The organism is Methylobacterium sp. XJLW, from assembly GCF_003254375.1.
GTDB classification, from domain to species: Bacteria; Pseudomonadota; Alphaproteobacteria; order Rhizobiales; family Beijerinckiaceae; genus Methylobacterium; species Methylobacterium fujisawaense.
On sequence record NZ_CP016429.1, the window covers coordinates 2,609,256 to 2,632,292 of the forward strand.

Here is a 23,037-nt window from a genome sequence, read left to right on the forward strand (position 1 = left end):
CGTCTCCTGGTTGTCCAGCGGGCAATAGGGACGCAGCAAGCCTCCCCCAAGCTTGTGCGCGTCGCAATCCGTGTCCCGCAATGCCGAGGACGGTCCGGGTCGCGGCCGGCGCGGTTGCGGCCGCGGCCCGATGGTCACGGCGGGTGTCGTGCCCTCTCCCGCTCTCGACGTTGGGGAGCAGAGGGCGCGGATCGAGCGGTCTCACAAGATCAAGCGCCTCGGCATCAAGCGCCTCGGCCCGTGCGTGTGGTTCAAGCCGGACTGGGCCGCATCCTCGACAGGCATCCCCTGCCACGCTAGGTCAGGCGCGCTGCTCACGCGCGCCATCCCAGCGCGCGACAACGAGGGACCCGCGATGATCCAGGTCGGCGACCACCTGCCCCAGGCCACCTTCCGGGTGATCGGCCCCGAGGGCCCGATCGCGCGCACCACCGACGACGTGTTCAAGGGCCGGCGCGTGGTCCTGATCGGCGTGCCGGGCGCGTTCACCCCCAGCTGCCACCGCAACCACCTGCCGGGCTTCGTCACCCACAAGGACGAGATCCTCGGACGCGGCGTCGATGCCATTGCGGTGACGAGCGTCAACGACGTGTTCGTGCTCGACGCGTGGTCGAAGGCGAGCGGCGCGGAAGGGCTGGAATTCCTGGCCGACGGCAACGCCGATTTCGCCAAGGCCATCGGCCTCGAGATGGACGGCACGGGTTTCGGCCTCGGGATGCGCTCGAAGCGCTACTCGATGCTGGTCGAGGACGGCGTCGTCCGGATCCTCAACGTCGAGGAGACGCCCTCGAAGGCGGAGGCCTCGGGCGCCGAGGCCCTGCTGAAGGTCCTCTGACCGCGCCGCGCTCCGCGGATCGGCCCTTTTAAGGCCACGATCCATCCGCTTGTGTCGCCGGGCTTTGCCCGGAGACCGGCCCCGAGGACCGCATGGCCTTCCTGAACGATCTGCCCATCGCCGAGCTGATCGCGAATTACGGATACATCGCGATCTTCGTGATCATCACCCTCGAGAGCGCCGGCGTGCCATGCCCCGGCGAGACGGTGCTGATCTCGGCCGCCGTCTATGCGGGCAGCACCGGCAATTTGAATATCGGCCTGGTGATCGCCGCGGCCGCGGCGGCGGCGATCCTGGGCGACAATGTCGGCTATTGGGCGGGGCGGCGCTGGGGCATGCCGCTGCTCCTGCGCTACGGTCACCTCATCGCCCTCGATCACGGGCGGCTCAAGCTCGGCCAGTATCTGTTCCGCCGGCACGGCGGCAAGATCGTGTTCTTCGGCCGCTTCACCGCGATGCTGCGCGCCTACGCGGCCGTCCTCGCCGGGGTCAACCGTCTGGATGCCCGGCGCTTCTTCGCCTTCAACGCCCTCGGCGGCGTCGTCTGGGCCGGCAGCATGGGGATCGGCTCCTACTATTGCGGGCGCCAGATCGAGCACATCGTCGGCCCGGTCGGCCTGACCCTGCTGGCGCTCGTGGTGTTCGGAGGCCTGGCCCTCTGGCTGTTCGTGCGTCGGCACGAGGCGCGGCTGCTCAGCGAGGCGGAGACCGCCATCCCCGGGCCGCTTGCCTGACGACCGTCACGCCTCCGCGAGATCGTGCGCGTCGAGGGTGTCCAGCGCCTCGTGATGCATCAGGAGCACGCCGGTCGCCGTGGCGAGCCGGCGCGCGGCCGGGGTGAAGCCGGCATTGGAGACCACGGCGGCCCGGTCCCCGTCCCAGTAGCGCAGCGCCGCCGCCGCTTCCTGCACGGCGGCGTTGCCGACGGGCTTGCTCAGCCGCTTGCATTGCACCACGAGGCGCAGGCCGTCCTGCACCGCGACGATGTCGGCGCCCTGGTCGCCGCTCGCCGGCGTCCGGTGCGTCCGCCAGCCCGCCCGGGTCAGGCGCTCGGCGCAGTAGCGCTCGTAGTCCAGCCCGTCCCCCGGCGCCTCGTCCTCCTCCGGGAGGGCGACGGCCGCCGCCTCGGCCTCGATGATCGCCAGCATCCGCTCGTGCTCCACCTCGGCGAGGTCGGCGAAGCGGGGGCCGAGCTGCGGCAGGACGGTCCGGTCGAGAAAGTAGTCCCGCTCGCGCAGCCAGCCGTCCTCGATCCAGTTGCCGTAAGGATCGCAGTAACTCTCCTGACGCCGCCGCAGCGCCAGCGTGTCGGCATGCGCCCGGGCGATCCGCCGCACCCGGGCACGGAAGCGGCGCTTGCGCCCGAGATGCCGGAGCAGGACCAGGACGAGGGCCAGGCCCGTCGCGGCCAGGGCCGGCGGGCCGTACCAGAGCCCGAACGGAAGGCCGATCACGGCCGTCCAGAACAGGCGGGCAACGGGATTGGGCTTGCCGGGCATCGGGTCTCTGAGGCGCTGACGGGCCCCTGACCCTCGCAAGCTTGGCTTGCCCGATGCCTAACCCGGATCCGAAAGCTGTGGACGCGGTCGGCGCGTTCTCAGCCCTTCCGCCGCTGGTGGCCGAGGCCCATGCTCTTGGCGAGACTGGAGCGCGCCGCGGCGTAGTTCGGCGCCACCATCGGATAATCGGGCGGAAGGCCCCATTTCGTCCGGTATTCCTCGGGCGTGAGGTTGTAGTGCGTGCGCAGATGGCGCTTGAGCGACTTGAACTTCTTGCCGTCCTCCAGACACACGATGAAGTCGGGCTGGACCGAGCGCCGGACCGGCACGGCCGGCCGCAATTCCTCCGTCGGCGTGATGGCCGGCTCGCCGAGACCGTGCAGCGTCGCGTGGATGGCCGCGATGAGCCCGGGCAGCTCCGGCGCAGGCACCGGATTGTTGCTCACGAAGGCCGACACGATGTCGACGGACAGCGCGAGATAGTCCGGTTGCCCTTCACCCGTGGCGTCCATCCCATAACCTCCTGTCGATCCCGGCTCGCCGCCAACCCGAGGTGCCGGCCGGAATCTGTCTCTGCTCAACCCGATACAGGGTAGTTAAGCAGCAGTTACTATGGTGGTGGGAATTTAATAGCAAGACCAATCTACACACGCCCACAACTGCCGTCTTGGGGTGGATAAAGCGCGCTGGATATTGGACAAAAGGACGTCGCCAACGATGCCGTCGGGGCGATCGTTCGGTGTCCCCATGTCGCGTGCCGCTCGGGCGTTGCAGGCGCGCCGGATCGCGCCATCTGAGGGGGGCAGTGGGCGTTCCATGAGCCGTGCCCGATCGGACGAAGCGGGGGACCAGATGCGTGCCGGCACGAACGGCCTGCGGAAGCTCATCCCGTGACGGCGGCGCCGTGAGCCGCCGGTCATGAGCACATACCGGTTCGACAAACTGCTGGCGCCCCGGTCGGTCGCCCTGGTGGGTGCGGTCGCCCGCGTGGGCTCACTGGGGCGCAGCGTGTTCGACAGCCTGCGCGCCGCGGGCTTTCCCGGCGCGATCCTGCCGGTCCAGCCCGATCAGGCGACGGTCGAGGGGCTGCCCTGCGTGCCCAGGGTCGCGGATCTCCCCGTCGCCCCCGATCTCGTTCTGATCGCGGTGCCGCCGCCGCGCGTGCCCGAGGTCGTCGCGCAGGCCGCCGCGATCGGCGCCGGGGCGGCGGTGATCCTCACCGCCCGGCTCGGGTCCGAGCCGGACGATCCCGGCCCGGTCGCCCACCGGATCGCCCGCGCCCACGGCCTGCGCCTGCTCGGTCCCGACAGCGCTGGCCTCGCGGTGCCGGGTGCCAAGCTCAACGCCAGCCTGTTCGCCCATGCCCCCGCGTCCGGCGACCTCGCCCTCGTCTCGCAATCCGGCACGGTCGCGGCCGCCATCGTCGCCTGGGGCGCCCGCCACGGGACCGGCTTCTCGGCGGTTCTCTCGCTCGGCAGCGTCCTCGATATCGGCGTGGCCGATTGCCTCGACCACTTCGCTGCCGATTATCACACCCGCGCGATCCTGCTCTGCCTCGACAGGGTCGCGGATGCCCGCCGCTTCATGTCGGCCGCCCGGGCCGCCGCGCGGGCCAAGCCCGTCGTGGTGCTTCGGGCCGGCCGGCACCGCCCGGACACGCGCGCCGCCGCCACCCATACCGGCGCCCTGGCCCGTCCGGATGCGGTCTACGCGGCGGCGTTCCGGCGGGCGGGCCTGCTGGCCGTGCCGGACCTCGACGCGATGTTCTCCGCTGTGGAGACCCTGGGGCGCCAGCGGCCCTTCCCGGGCCACCGGCTGGCGATCGTGTCGAACGGCCGCGGCATCGGGCTGCTCGCCGCGGATCGGCTGATCGAGCGGGCCGGGACCCTGGCGGCGCCCGCCGAGGCGGACGGCCGCGCGCCGGGCAACCCTCTCGATCTCGGCATCGATGCCGCCGGGCCGGCCTTCTCCGCCGCGCTGGCACCCCTGCTGACCGATCGGACGAGCGACGCCGTGCTGGCGATCCACGTGCCCACGATTCGTTCGGAGGCGGGCGCGGTGGCGCGTGCCATCGCCGAGACGGTCGAGACCGCCCGGGCCGGCCAATCCCGCAAGAAGCCCGTCTTCGCGGTCTCGCTGGGCGACGCGGAGGCGGGGCGCGAGACCTTCGCGCAGGCCGGGATCCCGCACTTCACCACCGATTCCGAGGCGATCGAGGGCTTCCTGCACCTCGTGCGCTACCGCGAGGCGCAGGACGATCTGATGCGCACGCCGGACTCGCTGCCGCGGGACTTCTCCCCCGACACGGCGCGGGCCCGCTCGATCGTCGCCGGGGCGCTGCAGCAGGGGGCTGCCTGGCTCGACCCGGTGGCGGTCAACGGCCTCTTGGAGGCCTACGGGATTCCGACCGTGCCGATCACGCTGGCGCCCGACAAGGACGCGGCGGCGGCGGCCGCGTGGCCGATCATCGCGGCGGGCGGTACGGTGGCGCTGAAGGTCGTCTCGCCGGACGTGGTGCACAAATCCGACATCGGCGGCGTCCATCTCGACCTGACCAGCGAGGCCGACGTGGCGGACGCGGCCCGCAGCATCCTGGCCCGCGCGCGCCGGGAGCGGCCGGATGCCCGGGTGACCGGTTTTGCCGTGCAGCCGATGGTCCGCCGCGGCCAGCGCCGCGAGCTGATCGCCGGGCTCGCCGAGGACGCGGTGTTCGGCCCGGTCGTGGTCTTCGGCCGGGGCGGCACCGCCGTGGAGGTGATCGACGACCGCGCCCTCGGCCTGCCGCCGCTGGACCTGACCCTCGCGCGCGACCTCATCGCCCGCACCCGGGTCGCGCGGCGCCTCGAAGCCTACCGCGACGTGCCCGCCGCCGATCTCGGGGCGATCGCGCTGACGCTGGTGAAGCTGTCCCAGCTCGCCGCCGACCTGCCGCAGGTGCGCGAACTCGACATCAACCCGCTTCTGGCCGACGAGACCGGCGTGCTCGCCCTCGACGCGCGGGTCCGGATCGGGCGCGCCGAGCGCGGAGCCGACGGACGCGGCCATCCGCGCTTCGCGATCCGGCCCTACCCGGCCGAATGGGTCCGGACGCTCAACCTCAAGGACCGGACGGTGCGGGTGCGGCCGGTGCGCCCGGAGGACGAGAACCTGTTCCTGACCTTCTTTAAGGGACTCGACCCGGAGGATCTGCGGCTGCGGTTCTTCGGCCCGGTACGCGAGTTCAGCCACGCCTTCCTGGCGCGTCTGACGCAGCTCGACTACGCCCGCGCCATCGCCTTCGTGGCCACGGAGATCGAACCGGGCGGCGGCGAGCGCATGCTCGGCGCCGTCCGGCTGCATGCCGACGCCAACCACGAGAGCGGCGAGTACGCGATCGCGGTCGGCCGCGATGCCCGGGGGACCGGCCTCGCCTTCGCGTTGATGCGCCTCATGATCGATTGGGCGCAGTCCGAGGGCATCGGGCGGGTCGAGGGTACGGTGCTCGCCGAGAACCGGCCGATGCTGGCGGTGTGCCGCCGCCTCGGGTTCACGCAGGGGCGGGATCCCGACGACCCGGGACTCGTGAAGGTGCACCTCGATCTCGCCGGCAGTTAGCGGCGGCGCGACGAGGCCGGACCCGACATCGGCCGTGCCGATGCCGGACTGTGCGGCTCAGTGGCCGCTGTCGGTCGCGTTGCGGGTGGTCTCGTAGAGGAACCACGTGCGCTCCTCGGACTGGTCGATCCATTCCTCCAGCTGCGAGGTCGTCGCAACGTCGCCCGCCTCATCGGTCACGCCGTGGAGCGTGCGCATGTTGGCGGTGAGGGCCTTGTTGTCGTCGCGCAGCTCCTTGAGCATGTCGAGGGGCGAGACATACTCGGCATCGTTGTCGGCCACGCGGGTCAGGCTCTTGGCCTGGCCGAGCGAGCGCAGCACCGTGCCGCCGATCTTGCGGGCGCGCTCATTCACGGCGTCGATGATCTCGAAGATCTGAGCGGCCTGCTCATCCAACAGGAGGTGGTAATCGCGGAAGTGGGGTCCGCTCATGTGCCAGTGAAAGTTCTTGGTCTTGATGTAGAGGGCGAACAGGTCCGAACTCAGGATCGTCAGGCCCTCGGCGATCGTCCGCACGTCGTTCGGATCGAGGTCGGTCGGGGTGTTCAGCCGCGCGCTCTCGATGCGGCTGCTCGGCTTGGCCTTGGCCATGGTGGTCTCCAGTCTGATTCCGTGGCTCGGCGCGTCGCCCCGTCTCGCTGAAAACGGGCCGATGCGCGTTCCCTGAGCCAATGACGGGGCTGCCGGGAGGTTCCGCTGGACCGAGAATCGCATGGCTGGGTTGGGCTTAGCGGATAGGTTCGACAGATTCCAAACTATGGCGCTCGGCGGCCGAGCGGCCCACCGCGGGCTTCGCGGGGGTGGGTTTGACTGCGGCGGGCTTGGTCGCAGCGGCCCGCGCCGGGGCCGGCTTCGCGTCGTGGACGGCCCCGGGCCGGGGCGCGGTCGGCGCGGCACCGGCGGGGGCCGGCTTCGTGGAGGCCGCGTCCGCACCCGGGGGTGCTGCGGGGGGGATCGCGCCGGTGGCGGCCGGTTCCGGAGCCGGCGTGTCGAGGGCGTAGATGTCGTCGCGGAAATGCGCCTTCCCGTCCGGCGTGGCGAAGCCGGTGAGATACACGAAGACGACCGGGACCGGCTTGGCGAGCTTGATGTCGCGGCGCTCGCCATCGGCGATCCCGGTTTCGATCTCGATCGGGCCCCAGTTCGTGCCCGGCCCGTTGGGCCCGTCCGTGCCCTGGAGCAGCCAGCCGACGAGTTCCTTCACCTGGCCCACCCGGACGCAGCCGTGGCTGTGGAACCGCACGCTGGCGGCGAAGAGCGATTTTGCCGGCGTATCGTGCATGTAGACGGCAAAGCGGTTCGGCATGTCGATCCGCACCTGACCCAGCGAATTGTCGAAGCCGGAATCCTGCCGCAACGTGTAATTGACCGCCTTCTCGCCGGCCCAGTCGATCCGGGTCGGATCGACCTCGCCCGAAGGGCCGAGGATCCGGATGTGGTTCTTGGCGAGATAGCCCGGATTCTTGCGCATCTGCGGGATGATCTCGTTCTTCACCACCGAGGCCGGGACGGTCCAGGTCGGGTTGAAGTTGATGTCGGTGATCCGCGTCTCGACCGGCGGCGTCGCCTTGTCGGGGGAGCCGACCACCGCGACGTAGCGGCGCGCAACGGCGCCGTTCTCCACCGCCTCCACGGCGGCGGACGGGATGTTGACCACGACGTAGCGGTCGCCGAACGGGAATTTCGAGCCCATCAACCGGGCCGCGGAGGCGGCGAGCTGGCGCTGGCGCACCGCAGCGGGCACGTTGAGCGCATTGATGGTGAGCCGGCCAAGTATGCCGCTGTCGGGGAGGCCGTGGCGCGCCTGGAACGCCGCGATCGCCGCCACCAGGGGCGGGTCGAGGCGGTCGTTCGGCGGGGCATCCGCCGGCAGGTCGCCGGTCAGCGTCAGATGGTGGCGCAGGGCGGGGATCGCCGGATTGCGTTCGCCGGGCTTGAGGCGCGCGAGGTCCTCGGGCAGCCGCTCCCAGCCGCCGGCCTCCGCGAAGGCCGCGTACCGCTCGGCCGCCCGGAGGGTGTCGAGGAACGTCCGGGGGGTCAGCGTCGGGTTCGGGTCGGTGGAGACCTTGGCGTAGACCAGCGGGGCCGGCTCTCGGGATTTCTTGGCCGCCTCCTGAGGCTTGGCCTGCTGGGTTTTGATGTCCGACGACTTGTTGTCCGACGACTTGGTGTCCTGAGCCTTGTTGTCCGGGGATTTGGCATCCTGCGCCTTGGCATCCTGCGCCTTCCCCTGCACCGGGACAGGCTCCGGCGCGGCCTCGGCCGGTTTGGTTTCAGGGCGCTTGGCATCCGCCGCCTTGCCGGCCGTGCCCTTCGCCTCACCCTTCGCCTCCGGCATCCGGGGCTCCTGGCCCTTCGCGGCCTCCCCTGTGGCGGCGGGCGGCACCGCGACCGGCACGGCGAGCGGCGGCACCGGGCTGCCCTGCACCGCGCCGGCGCCCTGCGCCAGGGCCACGGCTGGTGCGCCGAGGAGCGCCAGCAGCGACAGGCCCGCGCCCAGGGCGGCGTGCGGGCGGGCGTGACGGCGGGGCGGGACCGGGACCATACGCAACACTCCCGACGGCGCCCGAGACAGGGCGGTCGGGCAGGATCATGGACGGCCGTGGTTACCAATCTCCTCCGGTGTTGCCGGGGCCTTGAGTCCCGGATTCACCATCCGGACACTGGTCCAGCCGCTCAGCGTGCCGTGCGGATGTCCGTCCGCACGGAAAGGGCGCTTATGCTGGGCCCCTGACGCGACAGGAGATCGACCTCCGCCATGCCGGATTCCGGGTTTCTGGTCCCGAAGACGATGCCCTACCTGCCTCAGCTCGACGGGGTGCGGGCGCTCGCCATCCTGATCGTGTTCGCGGCCCATTGCGGCTACAGCCACGTTGTGCCGGGCGGCTTCGGCGTCACCGTCTTCTTCTTCCTCAGCGGCTACCTGATCACCACGCTCCTGCGAATCGAGCGGGCGCAGACGGGCGCGGTGTCGCTCCCGGCCTTCTACCTCCGGCGCAGCCTGCGCATCCTGCCCCCGATGTACCTGACCCTGCTCGCCTCCGGCGCCCTCTACGGGGCGGGATGGCTGGACTGGATGCACGTCGAACCGGCGGCGATCCTCGGACAGGCGACGTTCCTGACCAACTATCCCGGCCTGTTCGGCACCGAGGCGGTGCTGCCGGTGCCGCTGTGGAGCCTCGCCATCGAGGAGCACTTCTACCTCGTCTTCCCGCTGGCCTTCGTGCTCTGGCTCGGGCGCCTCCGGCCGCGCCGTGCGGCTCTGGCCTGCCTGGGGCTCTGCGCGGTGGTGCTGGCGATCCGGTGCGAGAACGTCTGGCGGCTGCCGGATTACAGCCTGAACTACAGCTGGACCCACACGCGGATCGACGCGATCCTGTTCGGCTGCTGCCTCGGGTTGTGGAACAACCCGGTGGTCCCGGCCGACCGGGCGTGGCGCCCCACGGCCTGGCACGTCGCGGCCAGCCTCGCGGTGATCCTCGGAACCCTGGCGGTCCGCGAGCCCGCCTTCCGGGAGAGCCTGCGCTACACGCTCCAGAGCGCCGCCCTGTTCGTGCCCTTCGCGTACCTGCTGCACGGCGAGGGGCCTATGGTCCGGCTGCTCGCCAGCCGGCCGATGCGCCAGCTCGGGCTGTGGTCCTACAGCTTCTACCTCGCACACATGACCGTGGTGGCGCTGGTGCTGCACGTGAGGCCCGGGCTGCACGGCGTCGGGCTGATGCTGGCGGCCTTCCCGGTGACGCTGCTGTGGTGCTGGGGGATGTACGCGGTCGTCGAGCGCCCCTGCGCGCGCCTTCGTCGCCGGCTCCTCGCGGACCGGCCGCCCGAGCCGAGCCTGGCCGAGGACGGGCGCCGGGCCGGCGTCACACCCGCCTGAGCGTCTCGCGGGCGGCTTTGTGATCCGGCGCGGCCTCGAAGGCCGCCTTCATGGCGTGCCACAGGGGCTTGCGCCGGAACTGCGCGTCGAGGGGCAGGGCCCGCTGCGGCAGGCCGTCGGGCCGCTTGCGGTAGGGATGGTCGTTCAGCCACGTGTCGGGGTCGTAGATGTCCCAGGTCAGGACGTCGAGGCAGGCGGGCTCGTCCAGCACCACGTCGAGGTAGCGCCGGGCGTAATCGGCCACCTTCCGGTCGCGGGTCGCCACGTCGGACGGGAAGGCGCGGTCGTCGATGTCGAGTTCGGTGATCGCGATGCCGAGCCCCATCTGGCCGATCTCCCGGAGGAAGCGCCGGAGCTGGCCCTGGTCGATCGGGATCGTGCTGGTGAGGTGCGACTGAAGCCCGAAGCGCCGGATCGGCACGCCGCGGGACCGCATCCCCTCCAGGCGGCGCAGGACCTTGGTGCGCTTGGCCTCCATCCAGGGCACACCCTGCTCCACCGCGTCCTCGTTCCAGGTGCCGGCGGCCGCCGGGTCGGTCTCGTGCAGGATCCGGAACGCGAGGTCGACGTAGCCGGGGCCGATCGCGGCGAGCCAGGGCGAGTCGCGCAGGCCCCCGCCGCGGTCGGGATCGGCCTCGTTGCCGAAGATCTCGTTGACCACGTCCCAGGCGACGATCTGGCCCCGGTAGTGGCCGGCCACCGTCTCGATCCAGCGCCGCATGAAATCCTCGGCCTGGACGGCGCTCGCCCGGCCGAGCAGCGGGCCGACCCAGGGCGGCAGCGCCGCGTGCCAGACGAGCGTGTGGCCGCGCATGCGCTGGCCGTTTCCCCGCGCGAAGCGCAGGATCGCGTCGCCGCGGGCGAAGTCGGTCTTGCCGGGCGCGGGCAGGACCTCCTCCATCTTCATCTCGGTGCCGCAGACGAGGATGCCGCATTCCCGCGCCACCGCCTGCCGGTAGGCGGGCGTCGAATCGAAGCGGTGGAACGGGACCTCGCAGCCGTAGAGCAGGCCCTTGGCGGCCGCCGCGGCCTGGAGGCTGTCGCCCGACCAGGACGGACGGCCGAGGGGACCGAACCCCGCCGGGCCGGCCGCACGCGCCGCATGGGCGAGGCCGAGGGAGGCCGCACCGGCGAGGATCGACCGGCGGCTCGGGGGAGGGGGCATCCGGGTGCTTCGTTCCGAAGGGTGTCCGGTCACCCTAGCAGAAGCCGCCGCCGCGGCGATCCGCGGGTTCTGCCGGGTCGCGGGATCCGGCTCGAACTCGCCTTCCGTCCGGCTCGCCCCATCTGAAGGGCGCCACGCCTCCGAGGATCCGTCATGAGCCAGAACCCCGCGATCAGCCCCGGCCGCAGCGCGGTCGTCACCGGCGCTGCGAGCGGCATCGGGCGCGCCGCCGCGCAGGCCTTCGCGCGGGCCGGCATGAACGTCTGGCTCGCCGACCTGCCGGGGCCGGCCCTGGACGCGGCCCGCGCCGCCGTGGCCGAACTCGCCGCCGTCGAGGTCCGGGCCATACCCACCGACGTGTCGGATCGCGGGGCGGTGGAAGCCCTGGCGGCTGCCGTCGCCAAGGCCGGGCCGCCGGCCCTGGTGATGCTGAATGCCGGCATCGAGGCCGGTGGGAAACTGTTCTCCGACCCCGACACCTGGACGCGGATCCTGGGCACCAATCTCGGCGGCGTGGTCAACGGCATCCACGCCTTCGCGCCCGGCATGATCGCGGGCGGCAAGCCTGGGGCGATCATCGTCACCGGCTCGAAGCAGGGCATCACCACGCCGCCGGGCAACGCGCCCTACAACGTCTCGAAGGCGGGGGTGAAGGCGGTCACCGAGGCGCTCGCCCACGAGCTGCGCAACCGCGAAGGATGCCGGACCACCGCCCACCTGCTGATCCCGGGCTTCGTCTATACGGGCCTCACCAAGGCCCGGGGCGTCGCCGAGAAGCCCGCGGGAGCCTGGACGACCGACGAGACCGTGGCCTTCATGCTGGAGCGGCTCGCCGCCGGCGACTTCTACATCCTCTGCCCCGACAACGAGACCACCCGGGCGCAGGACGCGAAGCGGATCGCCTGGGCGGCGGGCGACATCATCGAGAACCGGCCCGCCCTGTCGCGCTGGCACCCGGATTTTTCCGAAGGCTTCAAGCGGTACATGGAGGGGTGACCCATACGGCCTCGCTCGGCCCTGGGTCACTTCGCTTCGCTCGCAAAGACGGGGGAGCGAGACTCGTCGCCTGGCTGCGCGCGGGTTGCCGCGTTCACCGTCCTTGCGAGCGCAGCGAAGCAATCCAGGGAGCCGCGACGCCGGACCTGTTCACGCGAGATCTGGATACAGGTCGTTCCAATCCGGATTCATCGCCTCGATCAGCGCGAGCTTTTTCTTCCGTGAGCCCGCCTTGATCTGCTTCTCGCGCGTGATGGCCTCATTCATCGTGGGATAGCGCTCATACCAGACGAGGCGCTTGCAATCGTAGCGGCTGGTGAAGCCCTGGAGCAGCGCCTCGCAATGCTCGTAGACCCCGCCGGGCGAGGTTGGATGTCACGCCGGTGTAGAGCGTCCCGTTGCGGCGGCTCGCCATGATGTAGACGGCCGGCTCACGCATCGTGCTGCCTTTCGGCGTCGGCGCGCGGCCCTGGGTTGCTTCGCCGTGCTCGCAAAGACGGAGCGTGACGTCATCGGGTTGCCCAAAGCTGTCGCGGCTGCGCCCCGGCCCGGGCAGCGCTGGTCCGCGCCCCGAGTCTGGCGAAGCCCTTGCACACGGGCTAGGTCAGTGCGACGCAGCCGCCGCACGAGACCAGCGCACGACAACCGGGAGCCGCACTTGGCCACGATCATTCCCGTCGCCTCCTTCGACTGCGTCGTGTTCGGCGCGACCGGCGATCTGACCGCGCGAAAGCTTCTGCCGGCCCTGTTCTACCGCTTCCGGGACGGGCAGATCCCGGAGACGAGCCGGATCATCGGTGCCTCGCGCTCGGAATTGTCCCTCGACGCCTTCCGCGAGCATGCCCGCGACGCCCTGAAGCGTTTCGTCCCCGCCGCCGACCTGTCGGAAGACATGCTCCATCGCTTCCTCGACCACGTCGACTACGTCGCGGTCGACGGCGCCGGCGACAGCGGCTGGACGGACCTCGTGGCCAAGCTCGACGAGCGGCCCGACCAGGTCCGGCCCTACTACCTCGCCACCTCGCCCGACCTCTACGGCTCGATCTGCCGCAACCTCGCCGCCCACGGGCTCGTCGGCGAGAAGTCCCGCGTCGTGCTGGAGAAGCCGATCGGCAAGGACCTGAAATCGGCCCGGGCGATCAACGACGCGGTCGGCGAGGTCTTCCCCGAATCGCAGATCTTCCGGATCGACCACTATCTCGGCAAGGAGACGGTCCAGAACCTGCTCTCGCTCCGCTTCGCCAACACGATCTTCGAGCGGCTTTGGACCTCGGACGTGATCGACCACGTCCAGATCACGGTCGCCGAGACGGTGGGGGTCGAGGGCCGGGCCGGCTACTACGACACGTCGGGCGCGATGCGCGACATGCTGCAGAACCACATCCTGCAGCTCCTGTGCCTCACCGCCATGGAGAGCCCGCTCAACCTCGAGGCGAACTCGGTCCGCGACGAGAAATTGAAGGTGCTCCGCGCCCTCAAGCCGATCACCACGCACGATATCCAGAGCGTGACGGTGCGCGGCCAGTACGTGGCGGGCGCCGTCGACGGCAAGCCCGTCGAGGGCTACCTCTCCGAGCTCGGCCACGAGAGCCGGACCGAGACCTTCGTCGCCATGAAGGTCGAGATCCAGTCCGGCCGCTGGGCCGGCGTGCCGTTCTACCTGCGCACCGGCAAGCGCCTGCCCCGGAAGCTCTCGGAGATCGTGGTGCAATTCCGCGCCTCGCCGTTCTCGATCTTCCCCGAGGAGGCCTTCGGCCGCGAGCCGAACCGCCTCGTGATCCGCCTGCAGCCGCAGGAGGGCATGAAGCTCGAGGTGATGACCAAGGATCCGGGCCCCGGCGGCCTGCGCCTGCGTCCCACCGATCTCGACATCTCCTTCGAGGAGACCTTCAAGCAGCGCTATCCCGACGCCTACGAGCGCCTGCTGATGGACGTGGTCCGCGGCAACGCCACCCTGTTCATGCGCCGCGACGAGGTCGAGGCCGCCTGGGCCTGGGCGGACGGCGTGCTCAAGGCCTGGGCCGACCGGCCCGAGGCGCCGCGGCCCTACCCGGCTGGGAGCTGGGGGCCGACCGCCGCCATCGCGCTGATCGAGCGCGACGGCCGGACCTGGCACGAGGAACTGCGGTAACGACGGTCTTCGGCTTACGGCCAAGCTGCCTTGATACGGTCAAGCCAGATGTGAAATCTGTCTGCGCTGTCGGATACCGCCCCGCGAGAGGGCGGATACGGCGCAGCACGAGGGATCATCAATGCTGGACAATCATCACGACGCGGCCGCTCAGGCCGAGCGTCGCCTGGAGCGTTCGGTCGCCGCCGCCCTGCGCGTCATCGCCGCCGCCCATGTCGAGCGGCAGGCCCCGCCGGTCTCCGCCGCCCGTCGCCGCCTGAGCGAGGTCTACGGCGCCACCCGCCTGGCCCGCCGCCTGGAGCAGGAGCGCCGGACCGCCTGAGCGTTCGCCGCCCGAACCGTCTCGCCGCGCCCCGCTCGGAGCGGCGAGACCCGACATCGCGCTGCCCCGGGTCGCTTCGCGTCGCGCGCGATCACGGGGTTACAGGGCGGCGTCCCAGGTCTCGCTGAGGGGCGTCGTCCCGCGGACCAGCCGGGCGCGCAGCACGACGTCGCCCGCCGGCATCGGTTCCGGCGGGCGCCACTCGACATAGATCCGCCAGCCGCCGGTCTGCGGCACGAAGTTGGCCACCGGCTCGTGCATCGTGCCGGCACTGGCCGAGACCTCGGCGGTGACCGCCTCGTCGGCAGATTTCGGCAGGCCCGGACCCTCGAAATCGATCACGCAGAGCCGCCGCTGCGGGCTCGGCGGGGTGATGGGGCGCAGGCGTTCCGCGGACCCGAATCGCGTCGAGGTCACCCGGGCGAGGGCGGCGTCCGGGATCGCCGGCACGGGCTCCGCCCCCACCGTGGTCAGGCCGTAGGCGAGATGCAGCGGCGCGCCGGGCTGCGCCGGCGCCGCGGGCACGAAGGCCGCCACGATGTTGTCCATGTACTCTTCGCCCGACGGGATCTCGAAGAGCTGCACGGCGCCGTTCGCGAAGGCGCCCCCGGCGGGATCCGGGGCCACCCACAGGCCCGGCCGCGCCTCGTGACGCGCCTCGACGTCGAGATAGGCCGCGAAGGTCCGCTCCCGCTGCAGCAGCCCGAAGCCGGCGAGCGGCCGGGCCGCGAAGGCGGAGATCTGCGGCTGCTTGCGCCCGTTGACCAGGGGCCGCCAGATCCGGTCGACCCGCGCCGGGTCGGCCCCGGCCGCGACGCAGAGGCCGTCGGAATCGTGGACCTGCGGCCGGAAGTCGTCGAACGGCTTGGCCCCCCGCGCCCCGGGCCCGTTCTGCCCGTACAGGAACATGCTGGTGAGGGGGGCCAGCCCGAGCTTCGCGATCGACCGGCGTGGATGGAGCGCCGCGGTGACGGCGATCCGCGCCGGGTCTCCGGGGCTGATGGCGAACCGGAAGGCGCCGGCCACGCTCGGGCTGTCGAGCAGCGAGAGCACCGTCAGAGTGCGGGCTTCCGGTTCCGGTTCGCAGATCCAGTGGGCGACGAAGTCGGGAAATTCCTCGCCCTCCGGCGCGCCCGTGCCGATGGCGAGCCCCCGGGCCGAGAGCCCGTATTCCTGATGGGCCGCGCGCAGGCGGAAATAGGAGGCCCCCAGGAAGACGAGAAACTCTTCCTGGAAGCCCTTCGGTCGCCACGCCGGCGTGTCCGGGAAGGCGTAGTGCAGGCGGAAGCCCGCGAAGCCGAGATCCGGCGCGAAGCTCTGGCCGGCGAGCCGCCGGCCAAGATCGAACAGGCGGGTCTCGTAGGGGATCGGGCGCGCCGGCCCGCGCCGCGGCTGGAGGTAGAGCGCCACGCGCTTGCGCTGCAGGAAGCCGCGGTGGAACAGCTGGGCGCTGAAATGGTCGCCGAGGTGCAGGCTCTCGGCCGGACGGAAGGTGATGGCGCGGTAGCCGTCGTAGTCGAGGGCGGCGAGCGCCGGCGGAAGATCCTCGGGCGGGGCGGCATAGGGGGCCGCGGCGAGGCGTGCCGCCTCCGCCGACAGGGTTTCGAAGGTCATTGCGCCCCCCTGCGGCGGAAGCGCCGGCCCGGCCCACGTTCTGGACCCATTCAGATCAGCCGCGCTAGGTAGAACCGTGCCGGCAGCCGCGGCCAGAGCTGTTCGAAGAACGCGGCGTCGGGAGGGGGGATTGATCCGTTCGGCTTCCGGCGGTCTGTGCTGCCGGGTCGGCTCCGTGTCCTCACCCCGCACATCGGTATCCACGGTCATCGGTTCCCGGCCTCCGACGGCCGGGCGGCCGGCAGCCTTCCACGGTCGAGTTCCTCGCGCCATGTCCTCACGCGTCACCTCCTCCGCCGAGCGGTCGCACCGGAACGCGGATCCCGCCATACCCGATCCGTCGGACGCCGCATCCTGTCGCGAGGTCTGGACCGGCGCGGGCCGCGGCGCCCTGCGCGCCCGGCGCCTGGCCCTGGCCGTCCCGAGCCTCGGCACCGCCGGCGGTCTCGTGTGGCTCGCCGCGCTCGCCTATCCGGCGGGCGTCAGCCCGCTTGCCTGGGCGGTCCTGGTTCTGTTCGGCCTCGTGATGGGCTGGCAGGCCTTCGTCGCCTGCCAGTACGTCTACGGGTTCGTCGCTTCCCTCCTGGGCGACCGGGCGAAATCCGCGCTGGAGCGCCGCTCCGAAGCGGCGGGTGCCGGGCCGGCCGGGACCGGACGCACCGCCGCCGTGGTGGCGATCCACGCCGAGGACGCGGTCGCGGTGTTCGCCCGCCTGCGGGTGATGGCCCGCTCGCTGGCCCGTACCGACGCGCAGGGTATCGACATCTTCGTCCTCTCCGACACGCGGGACGGGGCGATCGCCGCCGTGGAGGAGCACGAATTCGCGCGCATCCAGGCCTGGGCGGCACAGGATCCGGCCCTGCCGCGGATCCGCTACCGGCGCCGGACGGAGAATGTCGGCCGCAAGGCCGGCAACATCGGCGAGTTCTGCCGCAGCTACGGTGGCGAATACACCTTCATGATCGTGCTGGATGCCGACAGCCTGATGACCGGCGCGGCCATGACCCGGCTCGTCGGGCTGATGCAGGCGAGCCCCCGCACCGGCCTGATCCAGACCGTCTCCTACGCGGCCGGTCGCGACACGCTCTTCGCCCGCATCCAGCAATTCGCCGTCCGCCTCTACGCGCCGCTGGCCTTGCGCTGCCTGGAGACCTGGCAGGGGCCGGAGGGCAGCTACTGGGGCCACAACGCGATCCTGCGGATCGAGGCCTTCGCGGAGAATGCGCAGCTCCCGAAGCTCCCGGGCCGGGAGCCGCTGGGCGGCGAGATCCTGTGCCACGACATCGTCGAGGGCGCGCTGATGGTCCGCGCCGGTTGGGAGGTGCGGCTCCTGCCCGAGATGGGCGGCACCTGGGAGGAGATGCCCACCAACCTCATCGACCTGCTCGGCCGCGAGCGCCGCTGGTGCCAGGGCAATCTCCAGCACCTGCGCGTGCTGCCCTGGGCGGGCCTGCACGCGGCGAGCCGCTGGCATCTCCTGGTCGGGATCCTCTCCTACGGGATGCTGCCGCTCTGGATCGCCTTCCTCGGCCTCGCCGCGTGGCAGGCCGCCCGGACCGGCGATCTCGGCCTCCTGGCCTACGGGCTGACCGGGCAGGGCGCGGCCGCCCACGCTCTGGCCGCCCTCAGCCTCGCAATCCTGGCCCTGCCGAAGCTCCTCAGCCTCGTCCATGTCCTGGCATCGCCGGAGCGCCGGGCGGCCTTCGGCGGCACCCGGGCGCTGCTCGCGAGCGCCGCCCTGGAGCAGGCGGCGTGGGTGTTCCTGTGGCCGGTCCTGACCCTGTTCACCGCCGGGGCCGTGGTCTCGACCTTCTTTGGCCGGGTGGTGCGCTGGGAGACGCAGGATCGCGACGATCGGCAACTGTCCTGGGCGGAGGCCTTCCGGCTCCAGGCGGACGCCGTGGTGGTCGGCGGGCTGATGGTCTTCGCGCTGCTCCTCGTCGGGAACGCGTGGCTCGCCCTCTGGATGGCGCCGCTGGCCCTGGCGCTCCTCACGAGCCCGGCCCAGAGCGTCTGGACGAGCCGGGCCGATCTCGGCCGCGCCGCCCGGGCGCGCGGCCTGTTCCTGAACGCCGACGACACCGCGCAGGCGCCGGAGCTCGCCGAACTCGCCCAGCTCCGCGGCCTGCCCTCCGCACCGGCTCCGCTCCGGACGGTCCCCCGCGAGCCGGCCATCTGGCTCGCCACTGACGAGGCCTGATCCGGGCGCCGGTCGCGGGCCGTCGGTCGAGCCGGCCCTCGCCGTCGTCGCGCGCAGCGAAGCGCCCCAGGAGCGTGGGACAGCAGGACCTGCCACGCGCACGAGATTGCTTCTCTCGGCGCGCAAGGACGGTGGTGCCGGCGCCATCGACCGGAGACGGGATGCGAGCAAGCCTTCGCCGGCGGGGCGAAGGCACCGGACGCCGGGACCGTCGGCATTCATCCCGGGGCTACGGCCAAGCTGCCACAGTGTTGCCATCGAGTCACGGGCGGGCGGAACCGCCCGGGCGGGGCGGTTTCAGGCTTGGATTCGAGGCGCGAGCGTTTACCCCTTGGCGAGGATCGGCACGGCATCGTGCCCCGGTATTCGCCGCGTTCCCGCCATAGTCCGCGCCTGCCCCGAGAGGCTTTGATGCGTCGTTTTCTCCCCGCCCTGATCGGGCTTTTCGGCGTGGCCGCCTCCGCCGCGCCGGTTCTGGCCTACGAGATCGACCCGCTGACCCGCCAGCCCCTGAACGACGCGCTCACCGTGCGCGTGCGCCCGCAGGCCGTCGAGACGGTTGCGGTGCCGGTGGCGAACGCCTCGCTCAACCCCGCCGACCCGCTGAACGCCGACGCCGCGGTCCCGCAGATGTCGGCGATCCCGCGCGAGACGGTGGCCTATAACGGCCCCTACGGCGCCGGCACGATCGTCGTCTCCACTGCCGAGCGCCGGCTCTACTACGTGCTGGGCGGCGGTCAGGCCCTGCGTTACGGCGTCGGCGTCGGCCGGCCGGGCTTCACCTGGGGTGGCGTGCAGACCATCACGATGAAGCGCGAGTGGCCGGATTGGCGCCCGCCGTCGACCATGCTGAAGCGCCGGCCCGACCTGCCGCGCTACATGAAGGGCGGCCTCGAGAACCCGCTGGGCGCCCGCGCCATGTATCTCGGCGGCTCGATCTACCGGATCCACGGCTCCAATGAGCCGGAGACCATCGGCACCGCCGTCTCGTCGGGCTGCATCCGCATGACCAACGACGACGTGACGGACCTCTACACCCGCGCCAAGGTCGGCACGAAGGTCATCGTCCAGCGCTGAGGCGTTCGGACCTTTGGGAGGGGCCGGCCGTCACAGGTCGGCCCTTTCGCGTTCAGGCGCCCGGCAGGGTCACCAGCGCGTCCGGGCGCTTCACCTCGATCTCCACGAAGGCGATCGGGTGGTCCGAGCCGTTCATCACGTCGTGCCGGATGCCGGCCGGGCGCATGTAGGATTGGCCGGCCGCGAGCGCGGTCTCGCTCACCGCCGCGCCGTCGTGGACGCGCAGGATCCCATCCATCAGCATCACCACGAAGTAGGGCCAGCCGTGCTCGTGCCAGCCGGTCACGGCGCCCGGCGGGAAGTCCCAGCGGGTGATGCGCACGGTGGCGTCGTCCTGCTGGACGGTCGGGACGGCTGGGATGGTGCAGGCGAAGGCCATGGCGGCTCCAAGGGAAGCGGTCGGTGTGCCGTCATGGCGATGCAAGGCTTCGGCCTACCGGGCGGCGCAGTGACCCACGCCGTCCTCGCGCACGCGGCGCGACGCCCCAGGGTGGCGCGGCTTCAGCCGCCGAGCCGCGGCGGCCGGTCGTCGCGGCATCCCGCGCCGGAAACGGTGCGGCGAGCAGCGTCCGCCGCGGCCCTCAATGGCACCCGCACGAACCCGAGCCGCAGCCCCCGCCGGACTTGACCGAAGCCTGCCGCGCCGTGTCGCGGTCGAGGCCGCGCTCGGCGAGTTCGCCGAGATAGGTTGTCCAGCGCGTCTCGTACTCGCGGCCGAGGGTGTGGAGGTAGCCCCAGCCGTAGATGCCGGTGTCGTGCATGTCGTCGAAGCCGAGCTTGACCGCGTAGTTGCCGATCGGCTCCACCGCCAGGATCGCCACGGACCGCTTGCCGCCGATCACCTTGCGCTCCAGCGGCGAGTGGCCCTGCACCTCGGCCGAGGGGCTCGACACGCGCAGGTACTCGGCCGGCAGGGCGAAGCGCGCCCCGTCCTCGAAGGCGACGTTGAGCACCCGCCGATCGGCCGACAGGCGGATCTCGGTCGGCCACAGATCCTCGCTCACGGGTCACACTCCTCACGCAATCTGGGGCTGCGGCGCGGGACCTGCTTGCCCGCGACCGTCCGGGACATCATATGCCGGACGATGCTCGATGACAGCTCCCTGACGCCGCAGACGTCCGCGGTCGGCGTGCCCGCCGGGCCCGCCCCGCTGATCGACCCGTTCCAGCGGGCGATCTCGTATCTGCGCATCTCGGTGACGGATCGCTGCGATCTGCGCTGCGCCTACTGCATGTCCGAGCACATGCAGTTCCTGCCCAAGCGCGATCTGCTGACCCTGGAGGAACTGGACCGGCTCTGCGGCGTGTTCATCGCCCGGGGCGTCCGCAAGCTCCGGATCACCGGCGGCGAGCCGCTGGTGCGGCGCGACATCATGCACCTGTTCCGCCGCCTCTCGCGCCACCTCGATTCCGGCGCGCTGGAGGAGCTGACGCTGACCACCAACGGCACGCAGCTCACGCGCTACGCGGACGAGCTGGCGAGCCTCGGCGTGCGCCGGATCAACGTCTCGCTGGACACCCTCGACCCCGACAAGTTCCGGGAGATCACCCGCCGGGGCGATCTCGCGGTGGTGCTCGACGGCATCGCGGCGGCGCGGGCCGCCGGGATGAAGGTCAAGATCAACGCGGTGGCGCTGCGCGACGTCAACGCCGACGAGATCCCCGACATGATCGCCTGGGCGCACGGCCTCGGCATGGACATGACGCTGATCGAGGTCATGCCGCTCGGCGAGATCGAGGCGGACCGGACCGACCAGTTCCTGCCCCTGTCGGTGGCCCGGCAGCGCCTGGAGACCCGCTACACCCTCACGCCGCTGCCCGACCGCACCGGCGGCCCGGCGCGTTACGTGCGCGTCGAGGAGACCGGCGGGAAGCTCGGCTTCATCACGCCGCTGACCCATAATTTCTGCGAGAGCTGCAACCGGGTGCGCCTGACCTGCACCGGCCAGCTCTACATGTGCCTCGGTCAGGAGGATTCGGCCGATCTGCGGGCGGTGCTGCGCGCCTCCCAGGACGATGCGGTGCTGGCCGCGGCCGTGGTCGAGGCGATCACCCGCAAGCCCAAGGGCCACGACTTCGTCATCGAGCGCCAGCGCCCGGCCGCCGTGCCGCGGCACATGAGCGTGACGGGCGGCTGACAGACTAGCCCCGGCGCCACGCGCGCCCTCTCCCGTGTGGGACAGGGAACCCGCGCTCGTCCCTCGAACGGTGTGGAGCCTGCCGGCGCAGGCCGTCGTTCGGCGACCTCACATTTCCTCGTCGGCGTAGCGTGCCTGTTGCCGCCCGCGCTGCCCGGAGCCCTTCCGCGGCGCGCCCGCGCTGATCCCCGCCACCAGATCGGCGATGTGGCGCAGCGTCTCCACCGACAGCGCCTTCTCGCCCTCGCCCCGGCCCTGCGGGATCAAGGCCTTGGCGAAGCCAAGCTTCTGGGCCTCCTTGAGCCGGGATCCGGCCTGGGCCACCGGCCGGATCGCCCCCGACAGGCCGATCTCGCCGAAATACACAGTCTCCGGCGGCAGCACCGCCCCCGACAGGGAGGAGACCAGGGCGGCCGCCACCGCCAGATCCGCCGCGGGCTCGGTGATGCGCAGGCCCCCCGCCACGTTCAGGTAGACGTCGTGGCTCCCGAGCCGGATGCCGCCATGGGCCTCCAGCACGGCGAGCACCATCGACAGCCGGTTCGGGTCCCAGCCGACCACGGCGCGCCGGGGCATACCGAGTGACGATGGCGCCACCAGCGCCTGGATCTCCACCAACAGCGGCCGCGTCCCTTCCATCCCGGCGAAGACCGCGGTGCCGGCCGCCTGATGGTCGCGGCCCGCGAGGAACAGGGCGGACGGGTTCGGTACCTCGCTGAGGCCCGCGTCGGTCATCTCGAACACGCCGATCTCGTCGGTGGGCCCGAACCGGTTCTTCACGGCGCGCAGGATCCGGAAATGGTGGCCCTGGTCGCCCTCGAAGGACGCGACTGCGTCGACCATGTGCTCCACCACCCGGGGGCCGGCGATCTGGCCATCCTTGGTGACGTGGCCCACCAGGATCACCGCCGTGCCGGTGGTCTTGGCGAAGCGGATCAGCGCCTGGGCCGAGGAGCGCACCTGGGTCACCGTGCCGGGGGCCGATTCCACCGTCTCGGTCCACATGGTCTGTATCGAGTCGATGATCGCCAGGGCCGGCGGCCGGCCCTGGCTCAGGGTCTCGACGATGTCCTCGACATTGGTCTCGGCGGCGAGCTGCACGGGGAGCGCGCTGAGCCCCAGCCGCTCCGCCCGCAGGCGCACCTGTCCCACCGCCTCCTCGCCCGAGATGTAGGCGACCCGCTCACCGGTCCCGGCCATGGCGGCGGAGGCCTGCATCAGCAGGGTCGACTTGCCGATGCCGGGATCGCCGCCGAGCAGGATCACCGAGCCGCGCACGAAGCCGCCGCCGGTGACCCGGTCGAGCTCGCCGATCCCCGAGGGGATGCGCGGCGCCTCCTTGGCCTCGCCGGTCAGCCCCTCCAGCGGGAAGACCCGGCCGCGGTTGCGCGACGGCCTTGTCGCGGCGGGACCCGACTGCCCGGGAGCCGAAGGCGCCTCCTCGACGATCGTGTTCCAGCCGTTGCAGGCCTCGCAGCGCCCGCGCCAGCGGTTGTAGACCGCCCCGCAGGACTGGCAGACGAAGGTCTGATGGATCTTGGCCATTCGAATCCGGGGCGCCGTCGGTCCGGCGGATCAGCGGGGAGGTG

The 23,037-nt window shown here is 71.6% G+C and carries 19 protein-coding genes and 1 pseudogene; 10 read left to right on the forward strand and 10 right to left on the reverse strand.

The features are described 5' to 3' along the window. Positions 1–355: 355 nt before the first annotated feature. Positions 356–835 carry a peroxiredoxin gene (locus A3862_RS12100; protein ID WP_043357846.1) on the forward strand — a complete coding sequence of 160 codons (480 nt, stop codon included), beginning with the start codon at positions 356–358 and terminating at the stop codon, positions 833–835. A gap of 92 nt (positions 836–927) precedes the next feature. Next, positions 928–1,569 carry a DedA family protein gene (locus tag A3862_RS12105; RefSeq protein WP_043385228.1) on the forward strand — a complete coding sequence of 214 codons (642 nt, stop codon included), beginning with the start codon at positions 928–930 and terminating at the stop codon, positions 1,567–1,569. Positions 1,570–1,575: 6 nt separating this feature from the next. On the opposite strand, the gene A3862_RS12110 is transcribed toward A3862_RS12105, so the two are convergent. Continuing rightward, entirely contained in the window at positions 1,576–2,334 is a 759-nt protein-coding gene (locus tag A3862_RS12110) for a restriction endonuclease (protein WP_043759177.1), read from the reverse strand. Positions 2,335–2,432: 98 nt separating this feature from the next. Continuing rightward, positions 2,433–2,846: a MucR family transcriptional regulator gene (locus tag A3862_RS12115; RefSeq protein ID WP_043357841.1), complete on the reverse strand. Its 414-nt coding sequence runs from the start codon at positions 2,844–2,846 to the stop codon at positions 2,433–2,435. A gap of 406 nt (positions 2,847–3,252) precedes the next feature. Between A3862_RS12115 and A3862_RS12120 the strand changes: the two genes are divergently transcribed. Next, entirely contained in the window at positions 3,253–5,928 is a 2,676-nt protein-coding gene (locus A3862_RS12120; protein ID WP_043759175.1) for a bifunctional acetate--CoA ligase family protein/GNAT family N-acetyltransferase, read from the forward strand. Between the two features lie 57 nt (positions 5,929–5,985). Here A3862_RS12120 and A3862_RS12125 read toward each other — a convergent pair whose 3' ends face one another. Beyond that, entirely contained in the window at positions 5,986–6,519 is a 534-nt protein-coding gene (locus A3862_RS12125; RefSeq protein WP_043385237.1) for a Dps family protein, read from the reverse strand. Positions 6,520–6,655: 136 nt separating this feature from the next. After that, positions 6,656–8,473, reverse strand: a complete 1,818-nt coding sequence (locus A3862_RS12130) for a L,D-transpeptidase family protein (RefSeq protein WP_111473619.1) — start codon at positions 8,471–8,473, stop codon at positions 6,656–6,658. 213 nt (positions 8,474–8,686) lie between these two features. On the opposite strand from A3862_RS12130, the gene A3862_RS12135 reads away from it, so the two are divergent. Further along, positions 8,687–9,805, forward strand: coding sequence for an acyltransferase family protein (locus tag A3862_RS12135; RefSeq protein WP_043385243.1), 1,119 nt, complete (start codon positions 8,687–8,689; stop codon positions 9,803–9,805). Here A3862_RS12135 and A3862_RS12140 read toward each other — a convergent pair. Next, on the reverse strand, positions 9,792–10,970 hold the full coding sequence (locus A3862_RS12140) for an endo-1,4-beta-xylanase (protein ID WP_043759171.1): 1,179 nt from the start codon (positions 10,968–10,970) through the stop codon (positions 9,792–9,794). The two genes, A3862_RS12135 and A3862_RS12140, sit on opposite strands and share 14 nt — an antisense overlap. Positions 10,971–11,123: 153 nt before the next feature. On the opposite strand from A3862_RS12140, the gene A3862_RS12145 reads away from it, so the two are divergent. Continuing rightward, complete coding sequence (locus A3862_RS12145) at positions 11,124–11,966, forward strand: SDR family NAD(P)-dependent oxidoreductase (protein ID WP_043759169.1); 843 nt, start codon at positions 11,124–11,126, stop codon at positions 11,964–11,966. A 150-nt stretch (positions 11,967–12,116) separates the two neighbouring features. Here the strand turns inward: A3862_RS12145 and A3862_RS12150 are convergent. Further along, positions 12,117–12,405, reverse strand: a pseudogene (locus tag A3862_RS12150) (GIY-YIG nuclease family protein). A gap of 219 nt (positions 12,406–12,624) precedes the next feature. Between A3862_RS12150 and zwf the strand changes: the two are divergent. After that, positions 12,625–14,097, forward strand: coding sequence for a glucose-6-phosphate dehydrogenase (gene zwf / locus A3862_RS12155; protein ID WP_043357817.1), 1,473 nt, complete (start codon positions 12,625–12,627; stop codon positions 14,095–14,097). A gap of 121 nt (positions 14,098–14,218) precedes the next feature. After that, positions 14,219–14,419, forward strand: coding sequence for a hypothetical protein (locus tag A3862_RS12160; RefSeq protein ID WP_043357814.1), 201 nt, complete (start codon positions 14,219–14,221; stop codon positions 14,417–14,419). Between the two features lie 99 nt (positions 14,420–14,518). On the opposite strand, the gene A3862_RS12165 is transcribed toward A3862_RS12160, so the two are convergent. Next, on the reverse strand, positions 14,519–16,033 hold the full coding sequence (locus tag A3862_RS12165) for a glucan biosynthesis protein (RefSeq protein WP_043759168.1): 1,515 nt from the start codon (positions 16,031–16,033) through the stop codon (positions 14,519–14,521). Positions 16,034–16,304: 271 nt separating this feature from the next. Here A3862_RS12165 and mdoH point away from each other — a divergent pair, with 271 nt between their 5' ends. Continuing rightward, positions 16,305–18,233, forward strand: a complete 1,929-nt coding sequence (gene mdoH, locus A3862_RS12170) for a glucans biosynthesis glucosyltransferase MdoH (protein ID WP_043759167.1) — start codon at positions 16,305–16,307, stop codon at positions 18,231–18,233. Between the two features lie 411 nt (positions 18,234–18,644). Beyond that, entirely contained in the window at positions 18,645–19,310 is a 666-nt protein-coding gene (locus tag A3862_RS12175) for a L,D-transpeptidase (protein WP_043385259.1), read from the forward strand. 52 nt (positions 19,311–19,362) lie between these two features. Here A3862_RS12175 and A3862_RS12180 read toward each other — a convergent pair whose 3' ends face one another. Both A3862_RS12180 and A3862_RS12185 read right to left on the reverse strand, forming a co-directional pair. Continuing rightward, positions 19,363–19,689, reverse strand: coding sequence for a cupin domain-containing protein (locus A3862_RS12180; RefSeq protein ID WP_043759164.1), 327 nt, complete (start codon positions 19,687–19,689; stop codon positions 19,363–19,365). A gap of 202 nt (positions 19,690–19,891) precedes the next feature. After that, a complete protein-coding gene (locus A3862_RS12185; protein WP_043357798.1) occupies positions 19,892–20,314 on the reverse strand; it encodes a gamma-butyrobetaine hydroxylase-like domain-containing protein in 423 nt (140 codons plus the stop codon). An 81-nt stretch (positions 20,315–20,395) separates the two neighbouring features. Here A3862_RS12185 and moaA point away from each other — a divergent pair, with 81 nt between their 5' ends. Then, entirely contained in the window at positions 20,396–21,448 is a 1,053-nt protein-coding gene (moaA, locus tag A3862_RS12190; RefSeq protein ID WP_043357795.1) for a GTP 3',8-cyclase MoaA, read from the forward strand. 108 nt (positions 21,449–21,556) lie between these two features. On the opposite strand, the gene radA is transcribed toward moaA, so the two are convergent. Further along, positions 21,557–22,993, reverse strand: coding sequence for a DNA repair protein RadA (radA, locus tag A3862_RS12195; RefSeq protein WP_043385270.1), 1,437 nt, complete (start codon positions 22,991–22,993; stop codon positions 21,557–21,559). Positions 22,994–23,037 lie beyond the last annotated feature (44 nt).